Annotated in this window: 15 protein-coding genes; 11 read left to right on the top strand and 4 right to left on the bottom strand. The window is 57.0% G+C overall.

What is annotated here, in order from left to right:
* Positions 1 to 92: 92 nt before the first annotated feature.
* The 5 genes from DT594_RS02695 (at position 93) to DT594_RS02675 (ending at position 7,875) form a co-directional block, all read left to right on the top strand.
* A complete protein-coding gene (locus DT594_RS02695; RefSeq protein WP_149331250.1) occupies positions 93 to 1,808 on the top strand; it encodes a sensor domain-containing diguanylate cyclase in 1,716 nt (571 codons plus the stop codon).
* A 152-nt stretch (positions 1,809 to 1,960) separates the two neighbouring features.
* On the top strand, positions 1,961 to 4,102 hold the full coding sequence (locus DT594_RS02690; RefSeq protein WP_149331249.1) for a sulfatase-like hydrolase/transferase: 2,142 nt from the start codon (positions 1,961 to 1,963) through the stop codon (positions 4,100 to 4,102).
* Positions 4,103 to 4,162: 60 nt separating this feature from the next.
* Positions 4,163 to 6,436 (top strand): tetratricopeptide repeat protein, encoded by a 2,274-nt coding sequence (locus tag DT594_RS02685; protein WP_149331248.1) that lies wholly within the window; start codon positions 4,163 to 4,165, stop codon positions 6,434 to 6,436.
* A gap of 119 nt (positions 6,437 to 6,555) precedes the next feature.
* Positions 6,556 to 7,179, top strand: a complete 624-nt coding sequence (locus DT594_RS02680) for a pyridoxamine 5'-phosphate oxidase family protein (protein WP_149331247.1) — start codon at positions 6,556 to 6,558, stop codon at positions 7,177 to 7,179.
* 237 nt (positions 7,180 to 7,416) lie between these two features.
* A complete protein-coding gene (locus DT594_RS02675) occupies positions 7,417 to 7,875 on the top strand; it encodes a PA2171 family ribosome-binding persister protein (RefSeq protein WP_149331922.1) in 459 nt (152 codons plus the stop codon).
* Positions 7,876 to 7,979: 104 nt separating this feature from the next.
* Here the strand turns inward: DT594_RS02675 and DT594_RS02670 are convergent, their stop codons facing one another.
* Complete coding sequence (locus DT594_RS02670; protein WP_149331246.1) at positions 7,980 to 8,420, bottom strand: PACE efflux transporter; 441 nt, start codon at positions 8,418 to 8,420, stop codon at positions 7,980 to 7,982.
* Between the two features lie 110 nt (positions 8,421 to 8,530).
* Between DT594_RS02670 and DT594_RS02665 the strand changes: the two genes are divergently transcribed.
* Positions 8,531 to 9,415: a LysR family transcriptional regulator gene (locus DT594_RS02665; RefSeq protein ID WP_149331245.1), complete on the top strand. Its 885-nt coding sequence runs from the start codon at positions 8,531 to 8,533 to the stop codon at positions 9,413 to 9,415.
* Between the two features lie 223 nt (positions 9,416 to 9,638).
* Here DT594_RS02665 and DT594_RS02660 read toward each other — a convergent pair whose 3' ends face one another.
* Positions 9,639 to 9,944, bottom strand: coding sequence for a hypothetical protein (locus DT594_RS02660; RefSeq protein WP_149331244.1), 306 nt, complete (start codon positions 9,942 to 9,944; stop codon positions 9,639 to 9,641).
* Between the two features lie 279 nt (positions 9,945 to 10,223).
* Between DT594_RS02660 and DT594_RS02655 the strand changes: the two genes are divergently transcribed.
* From DT594_RS02655 to DT594_RS02645, 3 genes are all read left to right on the top strand, one after another.
* The gene (locus tag DT594_RS02655) at positions 10,224 to 11,537 is read left to right on the top strand and encodes a methyl-accepting chemotaxis protein (RefSeq protein WP_149331243.1); all 1,314 of its coding nucleotides are present in this window, start codon (positions 10,224 to 10,226) and stop codon (positions 11,535 to 11,537) included.
* 162 nt (positions 11,538 to 11,699) lie between these two features.
* Positions 11,700 to 12,824, top strand: a complete 1,125-nt coding sequence (locus DT594_RS02650) for a sensor histidine kinase (protein ID WP_149331242.1) — start codon at positions 11,700 to 11,702, stop codon at positions 12,822 to 12,824.
* A gap of 194 nt (positions 12,825 to 13,018) precedes the next feature.
* Positions 13,019 to 14,035: a DUF2235 domain-containing protein gene (locus DT594_RS02645; RefSeq protein ID WP_149331241.1), complete on the top strand. Its 1,017-nt coding sequence runs from the start codon at positions 13,019 to 13,021 to the stop codon at positions 14,033 to 14,035.
* Positions 14,036 to 14,061: 26 nt separating this feature from the next.
* Here the strand turns inward: DT594_RS02645 and DT594_RS02640 are convergent, their stop codons facing one another.
* Entirely contained in the window at positions 14,062 to 16,005 is a 1,944-nt protein-coding gene (locus tag DT594_RS02640; protein WP_149331240.1) for a hybrid sensor histidine kinase/response regulator, read from the bottom strand.
* A 365-nt stretch (positions 16,006 to 16,370) separates the two neighbouring features.
* Here DT594_RS02640 and DT594_RS02635 point away from each other — a divergent pair, with 365 nt between their 5' ends.
* Positions 16,371 to 18,128 (top strand): putative bifunctional diguanylate cyclase/phosphodiesterase, encoded by a 1,758-nt coding sequence (locus DT594_RS02635; RefSeq protein WP_149331239.1) that lies wholly within the window; start codon positions 16,371 to 16,373, stop codon positions 18,126 to 18,128.
* A gap of 20 nt (positions 18,129 to 18,148) precedes the next feature.
* Here DT594_RS02635 and DT594_RS02630 read toward each other — a convergent pair whose 3' ends face one another.
* Positions 18,149 to 19,258 (bottom strand): 3-deoxy-7-phosphoheptulonate synthase, encoded by a 1,110-nt coding sequence (locus tag DT594_RS02630; RefSeq protein WP_149331238.1) that lies wholly within the window; start codon positions 19,256 to 19,258, stop codon positions 18,149 to 18,151.
* 535 nt (positions 19,259 to 19,793) lie between these two features.
* Here DT594_RS02630 and DT594_RS02625 point away from each other — a divergent pair.
* Positions 19,794 to 20,186 (top strand): hypothetical protein, encoded by a 393-nt coding sequence (locus DT594_RS02625; protein ID WP_149331237.1) that lies wholly within the window; start codon positions 19,794 to 19,796, stop codon positions 20,184 to 20,186.
* Positions 20,187 to 20,216 lie beyond the last annotated feature (30 nt).

Below are 20,216 nucleotides of genomic sequence, written 5' to 3'. Positions count from 1 at the left end.
GACATGGAGTATATTCACCCTAGAACGCAACGGAATGCAGCAGCCTGAAGGTTGCCTTGCAGTGCACTCACGAGCGAAACAGGCAATCGTAGATGGAATTACTCAAGAAGCTGATATTACTATCGCTCCTCATGATCAACGCGAGCGTTGCGGGGGCCGAGCCCAGAGTCGACGTTACAAAAACGCCGGTCTCGCTGACTGATTTCAGCATGGGCTACTTCATCGATGACTCTCAAGCGCTGACTTACCAAGACATCACCGCCCTGCCCTTTACCCCCACCAACAGTAAAACCACACTTGGCACCAGTGCCAGGGTGACCTGGTTCAAGGTGATTCTGGACAATGCCACCGGTGAGCAGCAACAGCTGTTTGTGCACCTGCCCCACGCTTATCATGTGCGCTCGGTCGACTTTTATCAGGAACGCGATGGCCGGCTGGTGGATCAGCAGTCGCTCGATATGGAAGAGATCGATGATGATCCGCTGATGTACCGCGGCACCGCCGTGTACCCTCTGACGATCCCCGCCGCCCAGTCCACTACCTTGTACCTGCGCAGCCATGCCTATTCGCATCAATGGTTCGCCGTCGAGGTACTGGATGAACAAACCTCCAGGCGCGCGCTGATCAGCATCAAAACCGACATTGCTCTGCTGGTGGGCATGATGCTCGCACTGGTGGTTTATAACGGCTTGCTGTATTTCGCTACCAGCAAGAAAGAGAACATCTTCTACTCGTTCTACCTGATCTCCGGGCTGGTGTGGATTGCGCTGTCCTACGGGTTGATCGCCAGCACCTTCGATGTCTATGGCAGCGGGGTGTTCAAGCTGAATATCTCGTTGATCACCATGCCGATCTTTCTGATGCTGTTCATGATGGCGGTGTTCGAGACCAAGCGCTTTTACCCTACCGAGCACCGCGTGCTGCAGGCCCTGCTTGCGCTGCTCTGCGGCACTCTGATCTGGGGTCTGTTTGATATTTCAGCAGCGCTCAAGCCCGCCAGTAGCCTGGCCGCGCTGATGATGGTGGTGACCTTCTCTGTCAGCATTTCGTTGTACCGCAAGGGCAACCCCTTGGTTGTGTACTTTCTGATCGGCCACAGTTTCTTTGTGCTGTTCAACGGTATCGCGGTGCTGTTTTATAAGGGGATTATTGCCCACTCCTATCTCAGCAGCCACGGGGTGGGTATCGGCATCGTACTTGAGGCCCTGACCCTGGCGTTTATCATCTCCCACCGCATCAAGATTCTGGAAGATATCCGCGCGTCCCAAGAGGAGCTGAAAAAGCAGGCTGCCACCGACCCGCTCACCAAGCTTTACAACCGCCGGTTCTTCTTTTCCGAGGCGGACTATCTGCTGGAGCTGGCTAAGAATCGGGGTACGCCGCTGGCTGTGCTGGTAGTCGACATTGATCACTTCAAACAGGTGAACGACCAGTATGGGCACAGCTGCGGGGATCAAGTCCTCGTCAGCATTGCGCAAACACTGAAAACACACAGTCGTACAAAGGATCTGCTGGCGCGCTTTGGTGGTGAGGAATTTGTCGTTCTGCTACCGGAGGCGGATCTGCAAGAGGCCAACCGCTGCGCAGAACGCCTGCGCGCAGCCGTGCAAGCCTTGGAGGTGAGAGTCAACGACAATGACCTGGTGCATTCTACTGTGAGTATTGGCATCGCTGAGGTCATGGTAGGCAATGAGGGCGTCGAAGCCGCGCTCAACCGCGCGGACAAGGCGCTGTACCAGGCCAAGCACAGCGGGCGCAATCGGCTGTGCGTCGAGACGCCCTTTATAGCTGAAGCACAACCCGGATGAGCTCCAGCGGTCTATCCATAACACTAGCTGCCGCCTCCTAACCTTAGCTTGCGCGCAGCGCTTGATGGCCCGATACTCCGGCCATAAATAACGCTCCATAATAAGAAGGGTTACCTTTGAAAACTCCGCACGGCGCCAAAGTGTTGTTGGTGATGACTTTTTTTGTGCTTGCCTCCTGCCGATTCGGCTCTGACTCAAATGCTGAGGATCCCCCACCCGTCACTGAGAACCCGACACCGAATATTCTATTCGTGATCATGGATGACGTGGGCATTGATCAGCTCAGTGCCTTTGGCTACGGCGGTGCAGAACCGCCCAGCATGCCTACCATCGGCGCCATAGCGGACGCCGGAGTGCGCTTTCGCAATACCTGGTCGATGCCTGAATGCTCCCCCGGGCGCTCCGTGCTGATGACCGGGCGCTATCCACTTCGTACCAACATCTATCAGGCGATCGGCCCTAACGATTTGGCCAACTCGCAGACTGACCCAGAACAGATCACTGCGGCCAAACTGCTGGAACCTGCCGGTTACACCAGCGCGATGTTCGGCAAGTTTCACCTGGCCCAGGCAGAGAACAACGAAGCCGGCAACGGCACGCCGGCGCAAATTGGCTGGAATAACTTTTACGGTTGGATCAGCGGCGAGCCTGGCTCCATCGATACCACTGCCGGTGGTGTCGCCGCAGTTGGGACGCACAGTTGCGGATACATCCCGGATGAAACCCAGACCAATGGAGCCTACAGCGGCGCCTGCTATGTACCCACGTCGAACGGCAGCCAGTGTACGGAAATTGTCGGTGCCAGTGCGCTGGGTGATTCGGCCGGGCTGCAATGCGTTTCCCGGGGTGGGGTCTTGGTTCCTGACGATATCTGCCAAAGCGAAACCCCGCCACAGGTCAACTTCGACCAGGTGAACGCGCATTACGTATCGCCTTTGGTAGTTAACGCAGCAGGCGAGGTACTTGAGGCGCCCTTGAGTGACATACGCGGGCGCGGCTGGCGCTCAACCATCGAAGTGAACGCGGCCATCGAATGGATCAACGCACGCAAGAGCCAACCAGGCCCGTGGATGACCACCCTGAGTTTCAGCTCGGTGCACAAGCCACTACAACAGCCCCCTGCCGAACTGCTGCCATCGGGCATCAATGCCGAGTTGAACAGCAACTGCGCCAATCTGCCCAATCAACGGCGGTTGTCCGATGCGATGATCGAGGCCATGGATACCGAACTGGGGCGGCTGCTGGTGGAAACCGGTATAGCCCAGGCGCAGTCCGATGGTTCGCTGATCTACGATCCGGCTGCCAGCGACACCATGGTGGTGGTCGTAGGCGATAACGGCAGTTTCGGCAATCTGGTCAAAGCGCCCTTTGATCCGAATCGCGCCAAGGGCACGGCGTATCAGACCGGGGTCTGGGTGCCGTTAATCGTCGCCGGGCCTATGGTCGAAGCACCTGGCCGTGCCGTAGAGCATATGATTAACGCTGCGGACGTATTTCAGCTATTTGGCGAAACGGCCGGTATTGATGTGCCCGCCGCGGTGCCGCGGGGCGTCGACTCGGTCAGTATGCAGCCCTACCTCAGCACCCCGGATCAGGAGAGCCTGCGCGACTATAACTTCACCCAGGGCGGGCTGAATCTTCAGCTCAATGGCGGCCGTAATGGTCCATGCGTGTTCTATGGCAACTTCTGCTCTCACACTCCGGTGAGCAAAAACGTATGTGAAGATAACGCTGGGGTCTGGTGGGGTATTGGGGCTGACGATCCAGCGGTACTCAGGGGCGAACTGACCCAATGCTGGGAAGTTAACCAGGCGATTTATGATGACGACCCAGCCAATTACGAGCGCAACCGCATAGTCATGAACCCGACCACTACTCAGGCAGTGCGCAATGACGATTTCAAACTGGTACGCAATCAGGCGCTGGATTACGACATCACCCTCGACGACGGTGTCGAAGTAGTCACTGAAGAGTTCTACGCCATTGATCAGAATCCGAGGCTACCCCAGATTGACAAGGCCAACCGTAATCTGACGACCCAGGGTTTGAATCCGCAAAAGCAGCGCAATCTGGATCTGCTGCGAGCCGAGCTCAATAGCGTGCTTGCTTCACAGATCAGCTGCCCCGGTGATGGAAATGGTGATGGTGCAGTGGATGATCTGGATCTGAGCACGCAGGCCGCCGTGCAGGCGCGCTGGGGCGGTTCCAGCACCTATGATTTCAATATCGACGGCTCTACCGATGACCTTGACCGCGACATCATCAGCGCCAATCTCGGCCCCTGTCCGTTGTGATGACCGGCGCATTCCTAACAGGGCCCACTGCCTGATGGAAGCTGGCATGAAGGCGCGATCATGAACAGACATTGGATCTGGCTGCTCGCGTTGCTGGTAATTGCCGCAGTGGGTACCACCTGGTGGGCTGCTCAGTTGCCCAGCGCGTCCACGCCCGGGCCCGCAGCCAATATAGCCACGCCACATTGGGTGGAAGAAAGCCAATGCCAAGGCTGCCACACCGCCGCCTTTGCCGACTGGCAGGGTTCCCACCACCAGTTGGCCATGCAGCCTGCCACTGAGCAAACAGTACTTGGGGATTTCAGCGGACAACAGATCGATACGGATACCGAAAGCCATCTGTTCCTGGGTCAGGACGACGCGCTGGTGATTCGGACCCCTGGTGCCGACGGCCAATCGGCCGATTTCAAGGTGGCTTACACCTTCGGTCTGGAGCCGCTACAGCAATACCTGCTGGAGATGCCCGGTGGGCGTTTGCAGGCCCACGGCATGGCCTGGGATACCCAGCAACAGGCCTGGTTTCATCTGTATCAGGACCAGGCCGTGGATCACCACAGCCCTCTGCATTGGACTGGTGCCGTGCAGAACGCCAATTTTATGTGTATCGAGTGCCACGCCACTGACTTCCAGCGCAATTACAATGCCGCCACAGATAGCTTCGCCAGCCGCTGGCAAGCGCCCGGCGTCGGCTGCCAAAGCTGTCACGGCCCTGCTTCTGGCCACCTGACCTGGGCTGAAAACCATTCGGCATCCAAGCCGGAACAACACAACAACTCGAAGGGCTTCAGCGCCAACCCGAGTATCGCCCCCACTGCAGAAGTGGAAGTCTGCGCGCGCTGCCATAGCCGCCGTGCGCCACTGGACGACGGCTACCAGCACAGCAACGCGCTGATGGACGACTTTCTGCCAAGTATTCTCAGCGCGGATCTGTATGAAGTAGACGGCAAGATCAAGGACGAGGTTTTCGAATATGGCTCCTTCAAGCAGAGCAAGATGCACGCCGCCGGCGTGGCCTGTTCCGATTGCCACAACCCGCACAGCGGCGAACTGCGCGCGTCAGGCAATGGCGTGTGCACGCAGTGTCACAACGGCAATGCGCAGCCCATTCGCGCGGCGATTGACGGCAGCGGCCTGCAAGCAAAAGACTATGATTCGCCAGCCCACCACCATCACCCCAATGGCTCAGCCGGCGCGCAATGTATCAACTGCCATATGCCCGGCAAGTTGTATATGACCAACGATCTGCGGCATGACCACAGCTTTACTTCACCCAACCCGGCTCAGGCGCTGGAACTGGGGCATTCCGACGCTTGTCTGGGTTGCCATCAGCAAGTTGAGCCGGCAGAGCTGGTTGCCCAGTATCTGGCGCAATACCCTGACGCGGAACCACGCGATGGCGGTTACGCGCAGGATCTGTCAGCGGCACGCGATGGCGAACCCGGCGCCGCAGCTGCGCTGAACAGACAACTGGCCCGTGACGATCAGCCCGCCATCAGAGTCGCCACCCTGATCAGCGAACTGCCTCGCTATCCGTCACTCGCCGCGCTGCAGCAATTAGCCAGTGCGCTTCAGCATGCTGATCCCAGCGTGCGGGTCGCCGCGGCCAACAGCTTGCCGGCTCTGGCCAGTGAAACCCAACTCGCAGACTTGCTAGCGCCCCTGGCATCCGATCCTGTACGCGCAGTTCGCCTCGCTGTCGCCTGGCAACTGGCGCAACTATCGGCGCAAACCAAATCCGGGCTGACCACCTGGCCGACGCTGCAGGCTGAATACGAGCAGGTACAAAATAACCTCCTTGAGCGTGCTGACGCCCACTTCAATTTAGCCATGCTCTATCAACTGAGCGGCCGTGAAGATCGGGTTGAAGCTGCCTTGCGTGCGGCACTGGAGCGTGATTCGGCCTTTTTCCCCGCCGTGATCATGCAAGCCCAGTGGCAGGAGCAATACTTCCGCCTACCCCAGGTCGGCCTGGCCATCTTGCACAAAGCGCTCAAAGCTCATCCAGGGGAAGCCAGCCTGCAGCATGCACTGGGTATGGCGCTGGTCCGCCAGGGCAAGCTGGCAGACGCCCTGCCCGCCTTCACCCAAGCCCACCAATTGGCACCCAACAACCCCGACTACGCCTACGTACTGGCCATCGCCCTGCACGACAGCGGCGAGCCCGAGCAGGCTCGTGAATTGCTCAGACAGCAACTCGCTGCCGACCCTGCCAACCGCCAACTGCGCCTGGCATTGGTAAGTTATCTAGGTGGGCAGGATTCACAAGAGGCGAGGATGTTAATGGAGCAATTGCGTGAGCAGAATCCCGATGATCCGGCGGTAGCAGGTAGGTAAGGCGCGTCGGGGTAGCTGCCTACCGAGCCGCTTCACTGAGGAATAACCACAGCAGTGTGCAAAAATTGCCTTCCAGAGATAAGGTTAGGCTTGCCACCACCTGCCAAGCGGGAGCCGCAATGCTAGACCCCAAGCACGTCATCAACAACGCCGACCAACTTGCTGCTCTCTACGGCGACGTCGCCGAGGTGTCGCAAAAGAAGGAAATCGACTTCATCCACCCGCTGTATCAAGCGCTGATTCAGGCCTCACCCTTTGCCGTGTTGGCCACCAGTGGTGATGGCGGGCTGGACGCATCACCGCGCGGCGACGCACCTGGGTTTGTGCAGGTGCAGGACGAGAAGACCTTGCTGCTGCCTGAGCGCCGGGGCAATAACCGCGTAGACAGTTTGCGCAATCTGCTTACCGACCCCAGGGTCGCGCTGTTTTTTATGATACCTGGCGTGGGCGAGACGCTGCGGGTGAACGGCCGGGCCACCATCACAGTTGAACCTGAATTGATGGAGCGCTTTGCAGTGAAGGGTAAACCGCCGAAATGCGTGTTGGTGATCGAGGTCGAGAAGGTGTTCTTCCAATGCGCCAGGGCTATCAAACGATCCCGGTTATGGGATGAACAGGCGACTCAACCCGCTGCCACCCTGCCCAGCGCCGGAACCATCCTGGCGGCGCTGTCGAACGGCTCCGTGGACGCCAAGCGATACGATGACGAATTGCCTGGCCGACAGCAGGATACCTTGTATTAGTCCTCAGGCTCCCTAAGCAGTTCAGCACCTAGCTCACCACCTGAAGAAAGCGCTGCGGCGTTTATTCCCTGAACTATTCGCGTGTCACCCATTCTATCTGTAGCAGACAACATGAATTGAGTGAGGGCAAGAGCCCCCGCGCTAATGGCGAGCTCAGCATGTTGCCTGCGAAAGAGAGGCCTCTTGAAAGAAGCCCTGGTTGCAACCGTGATTAAAGCACCTGATGAGGACGACATAATGAATGCGATCGAACTGCTCAAAGACGACCACAAGAAAGTCCTGAAGCTGCTGGATGAGATTACCAGCACAACCGAACGTGCGGTAAAAACCCGTACCGACCTGCTCGCGCAGATCCAGGCTGAGCTGAGTGTACACACCTCACTCGAGGAAGAAGATTTCTATCCGGCTTACAAAAAGGCTGGTGGCAAGGAACAAGCCAAGATGTATCACGAAGCCGTCGAGGAGCACCGCGCGGTGGAGAAATTAGTGCTGCCTGACTTGCTTGCGACCGACCCAGGCTCTCTCCAGTTTTCAGGGCGTATCAAAGTGCTCAAGGAACTGCTGGAGCACCATATCGAGGAAGAGGAAGAGGAAATGTTCAAGGAAGCGAACAAATTACTCAGCAAGGATCAGTTGAACGAGCTGGGCGAGCAAATGGCGGCCAAGCAAAAGAAGCTGAAAGCTGCACAGAAGTAAGCTGCCAGGCAGCCGCACGGAAGAAAAGAGACTTGCAAGTGTCTCTACCGCGAGAAGGGTTGAAACCAGTGGACCCTTCTCGCAGATCACTTCCATTGGCGGCTTCAAGCCTGGGATTCGACCATGACAGGTTGAGCCGACAAAGGTAATCCGAATATTTTGTCAAAGGCCAGGCTGAACACAAAGGTATAGAACACAAAAAATATCAGCAGTCCCATGTCCAGCACAAAGGCATGCCACAGCGAGATTTCCAACCACCAGGCCATCACCGGCACCAGAATCGCCAGCAGACCGAATTCAAAACCCAGCGCATGCATGATGCGCCTTTTGATATTGCGGCCACGCTCCGGCTGCCGCGCCTCCCAGCTTTCGAACAGGCTATTCCAGGCCAGATTCCAGCTCACGGCAATCGCAGAAGTCATGCCCGAGGCGACACCCGCGTCCAGAATCGCATGCCCCATCAACAGCAGTATCAGCGTAATAATGGCCGTAGCGATTACTTCATATAGCGTCACATACACCAGCTTGCGTTTGATCCCCTGCATGATGACAGCCCCTGCTAATCAATTTCTCAGCTTTACTGAGTAAAGGGCTGGAATATAAGTGCTAACTTCTGATAGAAAAAGAAACCTCCTATCAATAAATCTGACAAGCCATGGCATTCACCAGCGAAACCGTCAAAGTTTTTCTCGAAGTATTGGATTGCGGTTCTTTCTCTGCCGCAGCGCGCAAGCTCAAGCGCGTTCCCTCGGCGATCAGCATGAGCATTTCCCAGCTCGAGGCCGAGCTGGATCTACAGCTGTTTGATCGCTCAGCGCGTGAAGCCCTGCCGACCACGGCAGCGCTCGCCCTGGAGCCCAAGGCCAGGCAGGTCCAACGCCAGTTGCTGGAACTGCAGACACAAGCACTGCAAATTCATCAGGGGCTGGAGAAGCGGCTGACACTAGCCGTTGCCCCCGAACTGCTCTCTGCGGCTTGGAATGGTCCTCTCGCGGCGCTGGCCAGTGAATTCCCTACATTGGAACTTGAAATCCGCTCCGAACCACAGGCAGATGCGCTAAGGCTGCTGCACGAAGGCTCGGTACAGATCGCTCTGGTATTTGAACGCCCCGCCATTGACGAGCGTGAGCGCTTCGAGGAGTTCGGCAGCGAGCTGTTGGTCGCGGTGGTGGGACCTGATTATCCCGCAATGATTGAAGGCAGTGCACCGATCCGGGAAGAACAACTGATGGACATGCGGCAGATTGTGGTAGCCAGCGGCGACGTAACGGAATCCGATCCACGCATGGTGCGCTCAAGACAGATCTGGCTAACCGACAGTCACCTCGCCACCCTCAGCTTGGTGCAGGCCGGCCTCGGCTGGGCCTGGTTGCCGCGAACCTTGATCCACCCTTTGTTGGCAGCCGGCAGCCTGCTGGAGATCCGCTTCGAAAATATGACCAACGAGCTGTGGCTATGGGTGGATATGGTTTGGGTCAAGGACCGGTCACTGGGTTTGGGCGCGCAGCGCTATATCGAATTGATGCGCGAAACCTTGTAACAAAGCGCCCACTCTTTTCATATCAAGTTACATAAATATCCATACTCATATAGCCGTAACTTGTCATCAATTCAGTTAACAAAATATTTAAACAAAAAAGTCCGGGTCTATATCGATATAGCGATATAGACCCGGACCTTATTACTGCTGCTTGCTAGTAACCAGATAACAATTTCAAGCAAACGGCAATCTGCCAACATCGGGGCAGAGTGTCGAGGTAGAGTTACTCTACGTCGCGATCGGACTCGGGAGCATCATCCGGATTGGTACCGCCGGGAACATGGGCAGGAGCATTAGGGGCTTCGGACCCTGCACTGGTTGTTCCGGTGCCATCGCTACCAGGTGCGCCGGGGTTGCCAGTGGCGTCATCACCATGGCCGGCCTTGTGATCTTTCTTGTCCATTTCGTGATGAGTGCCGTCCGCATCGTGCTTGTCATGATCACCTGCAACAGCCAGGGGCGCAGCAGCTCCCAGTGCAATGGTAAAAGCAGAGGCGAAAAGTACTTTGGATAGTTTGAGATCTTTCATGAGTCACCTTTTATATTTAAGAAGCGTACACAATAGAAAGTATGCAATATAAAAAGTTCACCCTGATTTAAATGACAACCGGCCCGACAACCGATGGCCCTGAATCAGCTTTATTACTCAGCTGCAGCACATTGCACATGCCAATTGCCTATAGTTATTAATTTTTTGAAACAACTACACCACTCCTGAACTGGCGTGAATTAAAAACTTCCATCTTTCGCGGGTAAAGAACATCTCGGGATGGCCGATAACAGAGCACCTTCCCCTACGGACATCGCCATGTTTAACCACCATTTGAAAGCCAAGCTCAAGGAACAGGATCAGGAACTGCATCTTTTGCGTCAGTTGGCAGACATGCTCGCGTCTGACGAGATGTATATCGAGCTGGATAAGGATTTCAAAATAGCGGTGGTCAATCAGAAATTTGCCCAGGCGCTGGACTACACTCCGGCGCAGTTGCAAGGCCGCCCCATGGCGGAGGTGGTGCCCAGCTACGTGAGCAAACTGCCCTGCTTTCATAACTTCAGGGCCGCCGTCGGCAAATTCCAGCCGATTTCAGATGACTACCGGTACTTGCGCAGCAATGGCAGCCTGGTTTGGCTACGCGTCAACTGGTACCCGTTGAAGGATCACCGGGGTGAGTTGCTGAGCATCAAGGGCGTTGCCCGCGACGTGACCCAAAGCATTCAGGCGGCGAAGGAAAATCAGCAATTCATTGATGCACTGATGCGCTCTACCGCCGTTATCCAGTTCAGCCTGGACGGCAAGGTAATCAGCGCCAACAAGCAATTCCTGCAAGCCATGGGCTATTCGAAGGAGCAGATCGTCGGCAAGCACCATAGTCTTTTCTGTACCCCCGAAACGACTGCTTCGCCAGAATACAAAAGCTTCTGGCAAACGCTCAATCGAGGCGAGTACGTCAGTAATCGCTTCCAGCGAATCGACAGCATGGGCCGCGATGTCTGGCTGGAGGCCAGCTATAACCCGGTGTATGACACCGAAGGCACGCTGTACAAGGTGGTCAAGTTCGCCAGTGTGGTCAGTGATCAGGTAGAGCGGGAGGCTGAAGTCAGGGAAGCCGCAGGCGTTGCCTACGATATTTCGCTGCAGACGGACGTGAGCGCGGAACGGGGCGCTTGCGTCGTTCAGGATACCGTCGAAACCATGGAGCATGTCGCGCGCGAAGTGGAATCAGCCACTCAGGGTATCGAAGCACTGGGCAAACAATCCCTGTTGATCAGTTCAATCGTTCAGACCATTAGCGGTATTGCCGCGCAAACCAACCTGCTGGCTCTGAACGCGGCCATTGAGGCTGCCCGGGCGGGTGAACAAGGCCGAGGCTTCGCGGTGGTAGCGGATGAAGTACGGCAGTTGGCAGGTCGCACCAGTAAGGCTACCGAGGAGATCATCCAGGTGGTGGAGAAGAATCAGTCGCTGGCCGAAGACGCCGTCCACGGCATGGCCCGTAGCCGTGAGCAAGCAGCTCAGGGCCTGGCGCTGGCGGGTCAGGCGGGGACGGTGATCGTTGAAATTCAGAAGGGTGCCAAACAGGTGGTTAATGCGGTTGGGCGGTTTGCCAAGGAACTGAAGTAAGCTTTGCCGGGGGCGCTGGTGTTGGGGCGCCCCCCTCCGTATAGTCATAAGTCCTCCGGTCAGCACAGCATTCGACTGAGCCCCTCCCTGTGTCGGCAAACAGGTCTTCACACTGCGGTCTAACATGTTCTAAAGATCAGATCCGCGTAGAGCAGCGAAGCCATGAGATTACATAAGTTCATTTCCGCCAATATGGAAGCTATCCTCAAGGAATGGGAGGATTTTGCCCGCGCAAACCAGCCGACCGGTGGGGACCTGCAGGTAGTCGAGCTTCGTGACCATGCGAAGGATCTGCTGAATAATATCGTTCGTGATATGGCTACGGCGCAGACCGAATCGGAACGCGAATCCAAGTCCCAGGGCAATAGCCCCACTTCCGATACGGATACGCCTGCCGAGGTACATGCCGATGAGCGCCTGGGAGCGGGCTTCTCCATTCGTCTCCTGGTCGCAGAATACCGGGCTTTGCGGGCCAGTGTATTGCGCCTGTGGATCAAGGGTGAAGCATTGAGCGAACCGGATAATCCCGATGAGCTGGAGGATTTGATTCGATTCAATGAATCCATAGATCAAGCGTTGGCTGAATCGGTTGGCCGTTACTCGGAGGCAGTAACCGAGAACTCCGATATTTTCGTCGGGATGCTCGGGCACGATCTCCGCTCGCCTTTGCAGGTGCTCAGTTTTGGCGCTGCCAAGCTGAAGAATATGGAAGACGCCGACAAGAGTTTGAACCAGTTGGGCTCAATCATGATAGCCAGTGTTCAGCGCATGAAAGAAATGCTCGACGATCTGATGGATTTCACCGAAAGCCGCATTGGTGAGGGCTTGATCATTCACCGTGGCCCGGCAGATCTGGCTGAAATTACTCGTCAGTTGGTTGATGAGTTTCGCTCCGCACACCAGGATCACAGATTTGAACACGTGGTTAATGGCGATTGCAGCGGTCACTGGGACGCCAGCCGTATCGGCCAGATCTGTCAAAACCTGATTAGCAATGCCCTGCAGCATGGGGATCCGCAGGGCGATATCGTCGTCGGCTGTGAAGCCCGTAAAGACCAGGTGGTACTCACAGTCAACAGCAGGGGCAAACCCATACCCGAATCGCAGCAGCAGGATATCTTTGAGCTTTCCAGTCGCAAGCATGTTGAAAAAGGTAACCCAAACAAAAATCTCGGTCTGGGTTTGTATATCGTCCGAGAACTGGTCATGGCACACGATGGCAAGGTTAGCGTGGAGTCGACGCAAAGCGCTGGAACCACTTTTACCGTTGAGTTACCTAAAAACTGATCAGTTGCTGAACTCTATCTGAACCTGCAGCTTCCCACTGAGTACGCTATACCTTTATCAGGTTGCAGCTGAAGTCAGCAGCCCGAGAAACTCCCTAGGACCGTTATCGCCTTATATGGCCTGCCTTACGGTTCACTCATACGAGTGCAGGCAGCCGCCGCAGTTGTGCTCCAGTCTTGACCATGGAGTACGTGATGAAACGTATCGTTATTTGTGCCGACGGAACCTGGCAATCACCGGAAAGCGACACACCCACTCATGTCCTGCGCATCGCCCAGGCGGTTGCCCCCGCCGACGCCCAAGGTAACCGGCAGGTGGTGTTTTACGACTGGGGTGTAGGTTCCGAGGGCGATCGCCTCACCGGTGGGGTGACTGGCAAGGGCATCGACAAGAACATTATGGATTGCTACCGATTTATCGTGCACAACTACGATGTCGGCGACCAATTATTCCTGTTCGGCTTCAGCCGCGGAGCCTATACCGTTCGCTCGCTTGGCGGGCTAATTCGCAACTGCGGCATTCTCAAACGCGCGCACGCCGGGCACATAGATGCAGCCTACGAGCTGTATCGACAGCGCAGTCCAGCCTCCTCCCCGAGTGAAGTCAAAGCACGCCAGTTCAGGAAAGATTACGCCGTAGCCGATATCAGCCAGATCGAGTTTATCGGCGTGTTCGATACTGTCGGCGCATTGGGTATACCCGCGCCCTTTCTCGGCACGCTGGGCACAGCGCGCTATTTGTTTCATGACACCGAACCCAGCAGCATCATTTGCCACGCACGGCATGCGGTGGCCATTGACGAGAACCGGGAAGACTTTGAACCAGCACTCTGGTCACTCAAGCCGGGCATTGATTTAAAGCAGGTGTGGTTCGCCGGCGTCCATACCGATATCGGCGGCGGCTATCCGGATCATTCACTGGGAGACTACGCCGGACTGTGGATTTGCCGTGAAGCGCAGAGCGCCGGCCTGGAGCTGGAAGCGCATTTGCAAGCCCAATTGCAGCCGAACCACCTGGGCAGCAAGCATAACGAGTACAAAGGCTTCTACCGCATCATGCGTCGTTCCAGAGTGCGAGTACCCGAAGCGCAGCTGCACCGCAGCGTGCGCAAGCGCTGGGAAGACCCCGCTGCCAAGTACAGCAGCCCGGGATTACGCCAGTTGCTCAAACAGATAAAGGAGGACTGGAGCAAAGTCAGCCTGTTCGACTGAAGCTTGCGCCGCGTGTTCCTGGTCAGCTAACCCTGCCCCTTGGATCGGCGGACAGCCCGGGAAATTACCTGAACCAGATCCTGCTCATCAAAGGGTTTGGCCAGCAGAGGTGTGTTCTCTGTCTGCTGATGGCCGATTTCCAGATACCCGGTGGCCAGGATCACCGGCAAGCCTGGATAGCGCTGGTGCAGCAGCTCAGCCAGCTGACTGCCAGTCATAAGCGGCATGGCGTGATCAGTGATCACCAGATCAACCGTCTCCTGCTCGAGAAAAGCCAGCGCCTCAGCGGCCGAACCTGCTGAGAATGACCGATGGCCTATCTCTTCCAGCAGTGCGCAGGTATTGGTCAGTACCAGAGCGTCATCGTCCACGGCGAGAACTCGCAGCGCGACAGCCGCATCGGCCCACGGTGTTATCGCTTCGTGACCAACCACTGGCTCCTCACCCTGATAGACAGGCAGCCAAAGCTGCGCGCGCGTACCTTGACCTGGCTCGCTATGCAGTTTCAGCTTGCCACCCAACTGTTCGATAATACCGTGCACCATGGACAAGCCTAAACCAGTGCCCTTGCCCACACCCTTGGTGGTGAAAAAGGGTTCGGTCGCCCGTGCCAGGGTTTGCGTATCCATGCCCTCACCGACGTCAGCCACTTCCAGAATCACCCAGTCTTCGTCCTCCAGGCCTGCCACGGGTATCTCTTCGTGACGGGGTCGGCGCGTGCTGATGGTGATGTCGCCCCCTTCTGGCATCGCATCGCGGGCGTTAAGTACCAGATTCAACAACAGGGTTTCCAGTTGATGCGCGTCTGCTTGTACTGGAGGTAGCGCCACGGCGGTCTGGGTGCGAATACGTACCTGCGGTCCGATGGAGCGCTGAAGCAGGTCACGCATGCCCTGCACCAGCTCTGTAAGCGAAAGCACTTCCAGCTGCAGCGACTGGCGGCTGGAGAACGCCAGCATGCGCTGGGTCATGGAGGCACCGCGCTCGGCGCCCTGGATCGCGTTGTCCACAAAGCGCAGAACATCCGGGGAATCCATCACCCGCTTGCGCGCCATTTTCAGGCTGATCAGGATGATCGTCAGGAAGTTGTTGAAGTCGTGCGCCACGCCGCCGGTAAGGCGGCCGACCGCTTCCATCTTCTGCGCCTGCAGCAGCTCCTCGCGCGCATAGTCGAGAGCCTTTTGCGTCTCCATACGTTCGGTGATATCGCGCGTGACCTTGGCAAAACCGGTCAGAGTGCCATCCGTTTCGCGAATGGCATCAATGATGACGTGGGCCATGAACCTGGTACCGTCTTTACGTATGCGCCAGCCCTCCTCCTCCGCTCTACCCGCGCGGGCAGCCAGCGCTAGATTGGTTTCAGGCTTGCCATTGGCCACATCTTCAGGCGTATAGAAACAGGAGAAATGCCGGCCTATGACCTCTTCCGGGCGGTAGCCTTTGATCTTTTGGGCGCCAGCGTTCCAATTGGTAACCAGCCCCTCCGGACTGACCAGATAAATCGCGTAATCCGTTACGCCCTGCACCAGCAAGCGCAGCTGCTCCTCACTCTTGCGCAGCGCTTGTTCGGCCATCTTGCGTTCGGTGAGATCGCGGGTGACCTTGGCAAAACCGATTATGTCCCCGGCACCATTGCGGATGGGGTCCAGCACAACATGCGCCCAGAAGCGTGTGCCATCCTTGCGCACCCGCCAGCCCTCATTGGCAAACCGCCCCTGCTGAACAGCAATCGCCAGGCCGTTACCCGGCAGGCCAGCAGCACGATCCAGGTCGGAATAGAACATCGAGAAATGCTGACCAATAACCTCTTCCGCAGCATAGCCCTTGAGCCGCTGGGCGCCGGTATTCCAACTGGCGATGATGCCTTGCGGGTCAAGCATGTAGATGGCGTAATCAGTCACCGCATCAACCAACAGACGGTATTTGTCTTCTGCCGAGAACAGAGGACTCAGATGCGCTTTGCTGTCCATATTATTCCTGACGATAACTACGAAGAAGGTCGGTTGAACTGTTCATGACCGATCAATGGTAATTTAGGTTCAGACTTTATCAAAATGTGTCAGCTCTCCAAACCATCTGCAGCATCGCATTGCAGCTACCTGCCCGCACGATCATAGTTCTAGCGAAATTTCATATCCCGAGGCCTTGCTATATATCGCCATTCGCAGGCTCTATATAGGGAGTCTTGCGAATATCTGACGCGACTTTTCAATAACCACGGCTAAAGCCTGTGCTACATTGATTTCACTACCGAATTAAGCTCGCCAGACTAATTCGGTAAGGCCAGTAAGTGGCCAGTACGAAAGGACTCACACAACTTATTCGAGATAGCGCTATGAGCGTGCATGAGCAAGACAGACTTTATGCCCTGAAGAAATTGAATTTGCTCGACACGGTACCCAGCGATAGCTTCGATCGTATTACCCGTATGGCAAGCCAGCTATTCAACCTGCCGATTGCGGCGATTTCTCTCACCGATGAAAAGCGCCAGTGGTTTAAATCGCGCGTCGGCACGGATCGCTCAGAGATTCCCCGCTCCGATGCCTGCGACAGTGAAGTGACCGAGACGGCCACCGGCCTGACCATACCCGATCTGCTCGCCTCACCCCGTTACAAGAACAGCGTACTGGTCGAATCCGGCATCCGTTTTTATGCCGGCGCACCGCTGACAACCCGTGAGGGTTATACGTTGGGTGCAATATGCGTACTTGGAAATGAACCCCGCAGCATGACGGCCGCCGAATTGGCGGTGCTCCAGGATCTGGCCGCCATGGTCATGGACCAGATCGAGTTGCAACGGGCCTACGGCCGGCTTGATCCGCTGACCGACCTGCCTAACCGCAGCCAATTCGCCGTCGATCTGCAGGAGATGAGCCGCGATCATCAGCCGACCTCGGTCTATGTACTTTTCAGCGAAGTAGTAGACGTGGCCTCAATGGGTTCCTTGCAGCGCGTCATGGGCCCTGCCTACGTTGAAGAGCTGGCCCGCTCAGCCGGTCGGCTGTTGGGCAATACCTTGCCCGAAGGCGGACGGGTTTACCATCTCGGGCCCTGCCAGTTTGCGCACTTATTGATCGCTGACAGTGACGAAGATGTTGTGCGCGAAGCCCTGGCCCTGCGTGAGGCACTGCGCCGCCTGACCACGGGCGAAGCCGCCGCAGTCATGGTGCGCCCGGCCGTAGGCATTGCCCGGCTCAAGCTCGAGGAGCAGAATTCAATCGATATTTTGCGCACAGCGCACAGCGCCTGTTTGGACGCACGGCTGACAGAAAAGGGCGTCGCCCTGTATTCATCGGAGCTGGATGCGGATCACCAGCGGCGATTTCAGATGCTGGTGGACTTTCGCAGTGCCCTGGAACAGCCAGGGCAATTGCACCTTGAGTATCAGCCGCGCATCTCCACGCGCTCCAGCGAGACGGTTGGTGCCGAAGCCTTGCTACGTTGGACGCACCCCGAGTGGGGCAATATATCTCCAACCGAGTTTATCCCGATAATTGAACAGACCCAATTAGCAAGGCCACTGACTGAATGGGTAATGCGCTCGGCGATCAAGCAAGCTGCAAGCTGGCACGCCAAGGGCTTGACCATGTGCATGTCGATCAACATTTCCGCTTCCAATCTGGAAGAGACTGATCTGGTCGAGCGGCTGCTGGAAGAAATGCGCATGCACGCTCTGCCTGTCACCTCCATTGAAGTTGAGCTGACCGAGAGCGCCCTGGTGGATTACAGCCCCATCGCCTCCAACCAACTGGACGCACTACTCAAGGCTGGCATACGGGTGGCGATCGACGACTTTGGAACCGGTTACAGCAGCCTGGCTTATCTGCAGGAAATCCCCGCCCAGGTAGTCAAGATTGACCGCTCTTTCATTCAGCGCATAGAGCAAGAAAAGCGCAGCCGCACCTTGGTCAAGGCGATGATCTCCATGGCCCATGACCTGGGATACAGCGTAGTGGCTGAAGGCGTGGAAGATCACCAGACTTACGCGTTTCTGGATAGCCTTGGTTGTGACGAGGTGCAAGGCTATTTCGTTTCCAGGCCTTTGCCACCCGAGCAGTTCGAGCAATGGATGGCAACCAGTACGCAGGAATAACGCCCGCGTACCTGCCAGAGTTAGCGCCCGCCCAGACGCTCAGCCGCGCGCAACAGGGCTTGCTCAGTCGCATTCCAGCCCAGGCAGGCGTCAGTGATAGAGACCCCATACGCCAGTTGCCCGGACAGCGGCTGGCAACCATCAAACAGATGACTTTCGAGCATCACGCCGCGCAGGCTGGTGTCACCCGCCAATCGCTGCTCAACAACCGAGGCCAGCACCTCAGGCTGCAATAGCGGATTCTTGCCACTATTGGCGTGGCTGCAGTCCACTACTAGACGTGCTTCAAGCCCTTGACCCACCAGCATCTGCCGCGCCGCCGCAACGGCCTGCGGATGATAATTCGCTCCGCCATTGCCGCCCCTGAGCACCAGATGCGTGTCGGAATTGCCGCGCGTCTGAACCATTGCCGGACGACCCTGCTCATCCAGCCCAAAATGTTGGTGGCCATGCGCAGCAGAGCGCATCGCGTCACTGGCAATACTTATGCTGCCGTCGGTACCGTTTTTGAAGCCGACCGGCAGACCCAGACCACTGACCATTTCCCGGTGCGTCTGCGACTCGCTGGTGCGAGCGCCAATGGCAGCCCACCCAAGCAGGTCGTCAAGGTAGCCCGCGGCCATTGGCTGCAACAGTTCGGTCGCGACCGGCAAACCCAGCTCGGCAACCGACAGCATCAGACGCCGTGACAGCGCCAGCCCTTCAGCCATATCGCCAGTGCCATCCAGATGCGGATCGTACATCAAGCCCTTCCAGCCCACCGTCGTGCGCGGCTTCTCGACGTAAGTGCGCATCATCAGCAGCAACTGATCGCTGACCTGTGGCGCCAACTCAGCGAGAAGCTGTGCGTATTCCATGGCCGAGTCGGGATCATGCAGGGAACAAGGCCCGACAATAACCAGCAGACGATCATCGTCTCCGTTCAGTACTGCGCGAATAGCGTCGCGCTGCTCGGCGATTTGCCCGTGCAAAGCGGGGCTGCATGGAAGCCGCTGGCGCAACTGCGCGGGGCTGGGGAGCGGTAGGGTGTGACGCGGATTGCTCGGTTCACTCAGGGCGGCGTCAGCCAGAGCAGTGTCGATCAGGCGTCCGTGGACAGCATTGGTCAGGGTAGAGAGCGTGGCATTCATACTCGATTCCTCGCGTGGCGCTCACTGCGCCACAGCACTAGCGTGTTCTATGTGTCGTTCGATTCAGTGGTCGGGTGTCAGCGCGCAAGGCGCCGGTAAATCGCCAGTTACGATATGAAGCGGTGTTGTGAGTGGGTGCATACATGATCAAATCCTCGTTAGCAAAACATCAAATTGTCGGACATAAAAAAACCCCGGGCGGGAAGCCGACCGGGGTTTTGAAACTGCTGGTGGCGACCCTTGAACCGGGCGCCTGCTGGGGTATCAGGCGCGCATGCGGCTAAACCAATACCCAAAATAGAAATACCCGCCAACCATTGCCGTCAGCGCGCACACCGACCCAGTGCGTGAAGCACTGCGGGTGATGGTGTGGTGGTCTGACATGAGTTGCATGGGCGTCTCCATTGATCTGTCATGACTCTAGCCGATTGACGGCCGGGCATCAAGCCTCCCCGCTAGCTGAACGACAGGCAGAAGCGTTGACTAACTGACAGGTCGCCCCCACACTTGCCGCTCAACATTCGGAATGCCCTGCATGTCCAGAGCCCTTACACCAGGTCCCTGTGATCCAGCCCCAGTCTCGGCACTGGCCAGGCTGCCGTTGCTGTGGCTGCTGTTTGTGGGATTGGCGCTGTGCATCAACTCGGCTTCCTTCGGCGCCAAGGCGGCAGTCGGTTCCGGTTATGTCAGCCAGATCGAGCACTTTGTTTTTGCCGGCAACAGCGATCCAGCTCGTATTCTGCCGCGTGCAGCTGACCTGCTCGGTGATGACGGCGATCCGGACCCCCAATGGCTAGCCATTGCGACGCAGCTTTTTACGTTGCATCCGCCACTACCCCTTCCTGGTCTAATGGCGCCCAGAGCCGTTCTCAGTTCCTACCATGGCAACCTCTTCCAGCAGGCTCCGCGCGCCCCACCCTCTGTGTAATCCCAGCTGACCACACCCGTAAGTTCTGAA

It is taken from the genome of Halopseudomonas laoshanensis, assembly GCF_008365385.1.
In the GTDB taxonomy this organism is placed as follows: Bacteria; Pseudomonadota; Gammaproteobacteria; order Pseudomonadales; family Pseudomonadaceae; genus Halopseudomonas; species Halopseudomonas laoshanensis.
The sequence above is the reverse complement of the archived record's forward strand: the minus strand, read 5'-3'. Positions and strand labels throughout refer to the sequence as shown.

What these genes read in the sequence shown, in the direction of transcription:
- DT594_RS02695 (WP_149331250.1), top strand. Translation starts at nt 93, where the DNA reads ATGGAATTACTCAAGAAGCTGATATTACTATCGCTCCTCATGATCAAC.
- DT594_RS02690 (WP_149331249.1), top strand. Translation starts at nt 1,961, where the DNA reads ATGACTTTTTTTGTGCTTGCCTCCTGCCGATTCGGCTCTGACTCAAAT.
- DT594_RS02685 (WP_149331248.1), top strand. Translation starts at nt 4,163, where the DNA reads ATGAACAGACATTGGATCTGGCTGCTCGCGTTGCTGGTAATTGCCGCA.
- DT594_RS02680 (WP_149331247.1), top strand. Translation starts at nt 6,556, where the DNA reads ATGCTAGACCCCAAGCACGTCATCAACAACGCCGACCAACTTGCTGCT.
- DT594_RS02675 (WP_149331922.1), top strand. Translation starts at nt 7,417, where the DNA reads ATGAATGCGATCGAACTGCTCAAAGACGACCACAAGAAAGTCCTGAAG.
- DT594_RS02670 (WP_149331246.1), bottom strand. Translation starts at nt 8,420, where the DNA reads ATGCAGGGGATCAAACGCAAGCTGGTGTATGTGACGCTATATGAAGTA.
- DT594_RS02665 (WP_149331245.1), top strand. Translation starts at nt 8,531, where the DNA reads ATGGCATTCACCAGCGAAACCGTCAAAGTTTTTCTCGAAGTATTGGAT.
- DT594_RS02660 (WP_149331244.1), bottom strand. Translation starts at nt 9,944, where the DNA reads ATGAAAGATCTCAAACTATCCAAAGTACTTTTCGCCTCTGCTTTTACC.
- DT594_RS02655 (WP_149331243.1), top strand. Translation starts at nt 10,224, where the DNA reads ATGTTTAACCACCATTTGAAAGCCAAGCTCAAGGAACAGGATCAGGAA.
- DT594_RS02650 (WP_149331242.1), top strand. Translation starts at nt 11,700, where the DNA reads ATGAGATTACATAAGTTCATTTCCGCCAATATGGAAGCTATCCTCAAG.
- DT594_RS02645 (WP_149331241.1), top strand. Translation starts at nt 13,019, where the DNA reads ATGAAACGTATCGTTATTTGTGCCGACGGAACCTGGCAATCACCGGAA.
- DT594_RS02640 (WP_149331240.1), bottom strand. Translation starts at nt 16,005, where the DNA reads ATGGACAGCAAAGCGCATCTGAGTCCTCTGTTCTCGGCAGAAGACAAA.
- DT594_RS02635 (WP_149331239.1), top strand. Translation starts at nt 16,371, where the DNA reads ATGAGCGTGCATGAGCAAGACAGACTTTATGCCCTGAAGAAATTGAAT.
- DT594_RS02630 (WP_149331238.1), bottom strand. Translation starts at nt 19,258, where the DNA reads ATGAATGCCACGCTCTCTACCCTGACCAATGCTGTCCACGGACGCCTG.
- DT594_RS02625 (WP_149331237.1), top strand. Translation starts at nt 19,794, where the DNA reads ATGTCCAGAGCCCTTACACCAGGTCCCTGTGATCCAGCCCCAGTCTCG.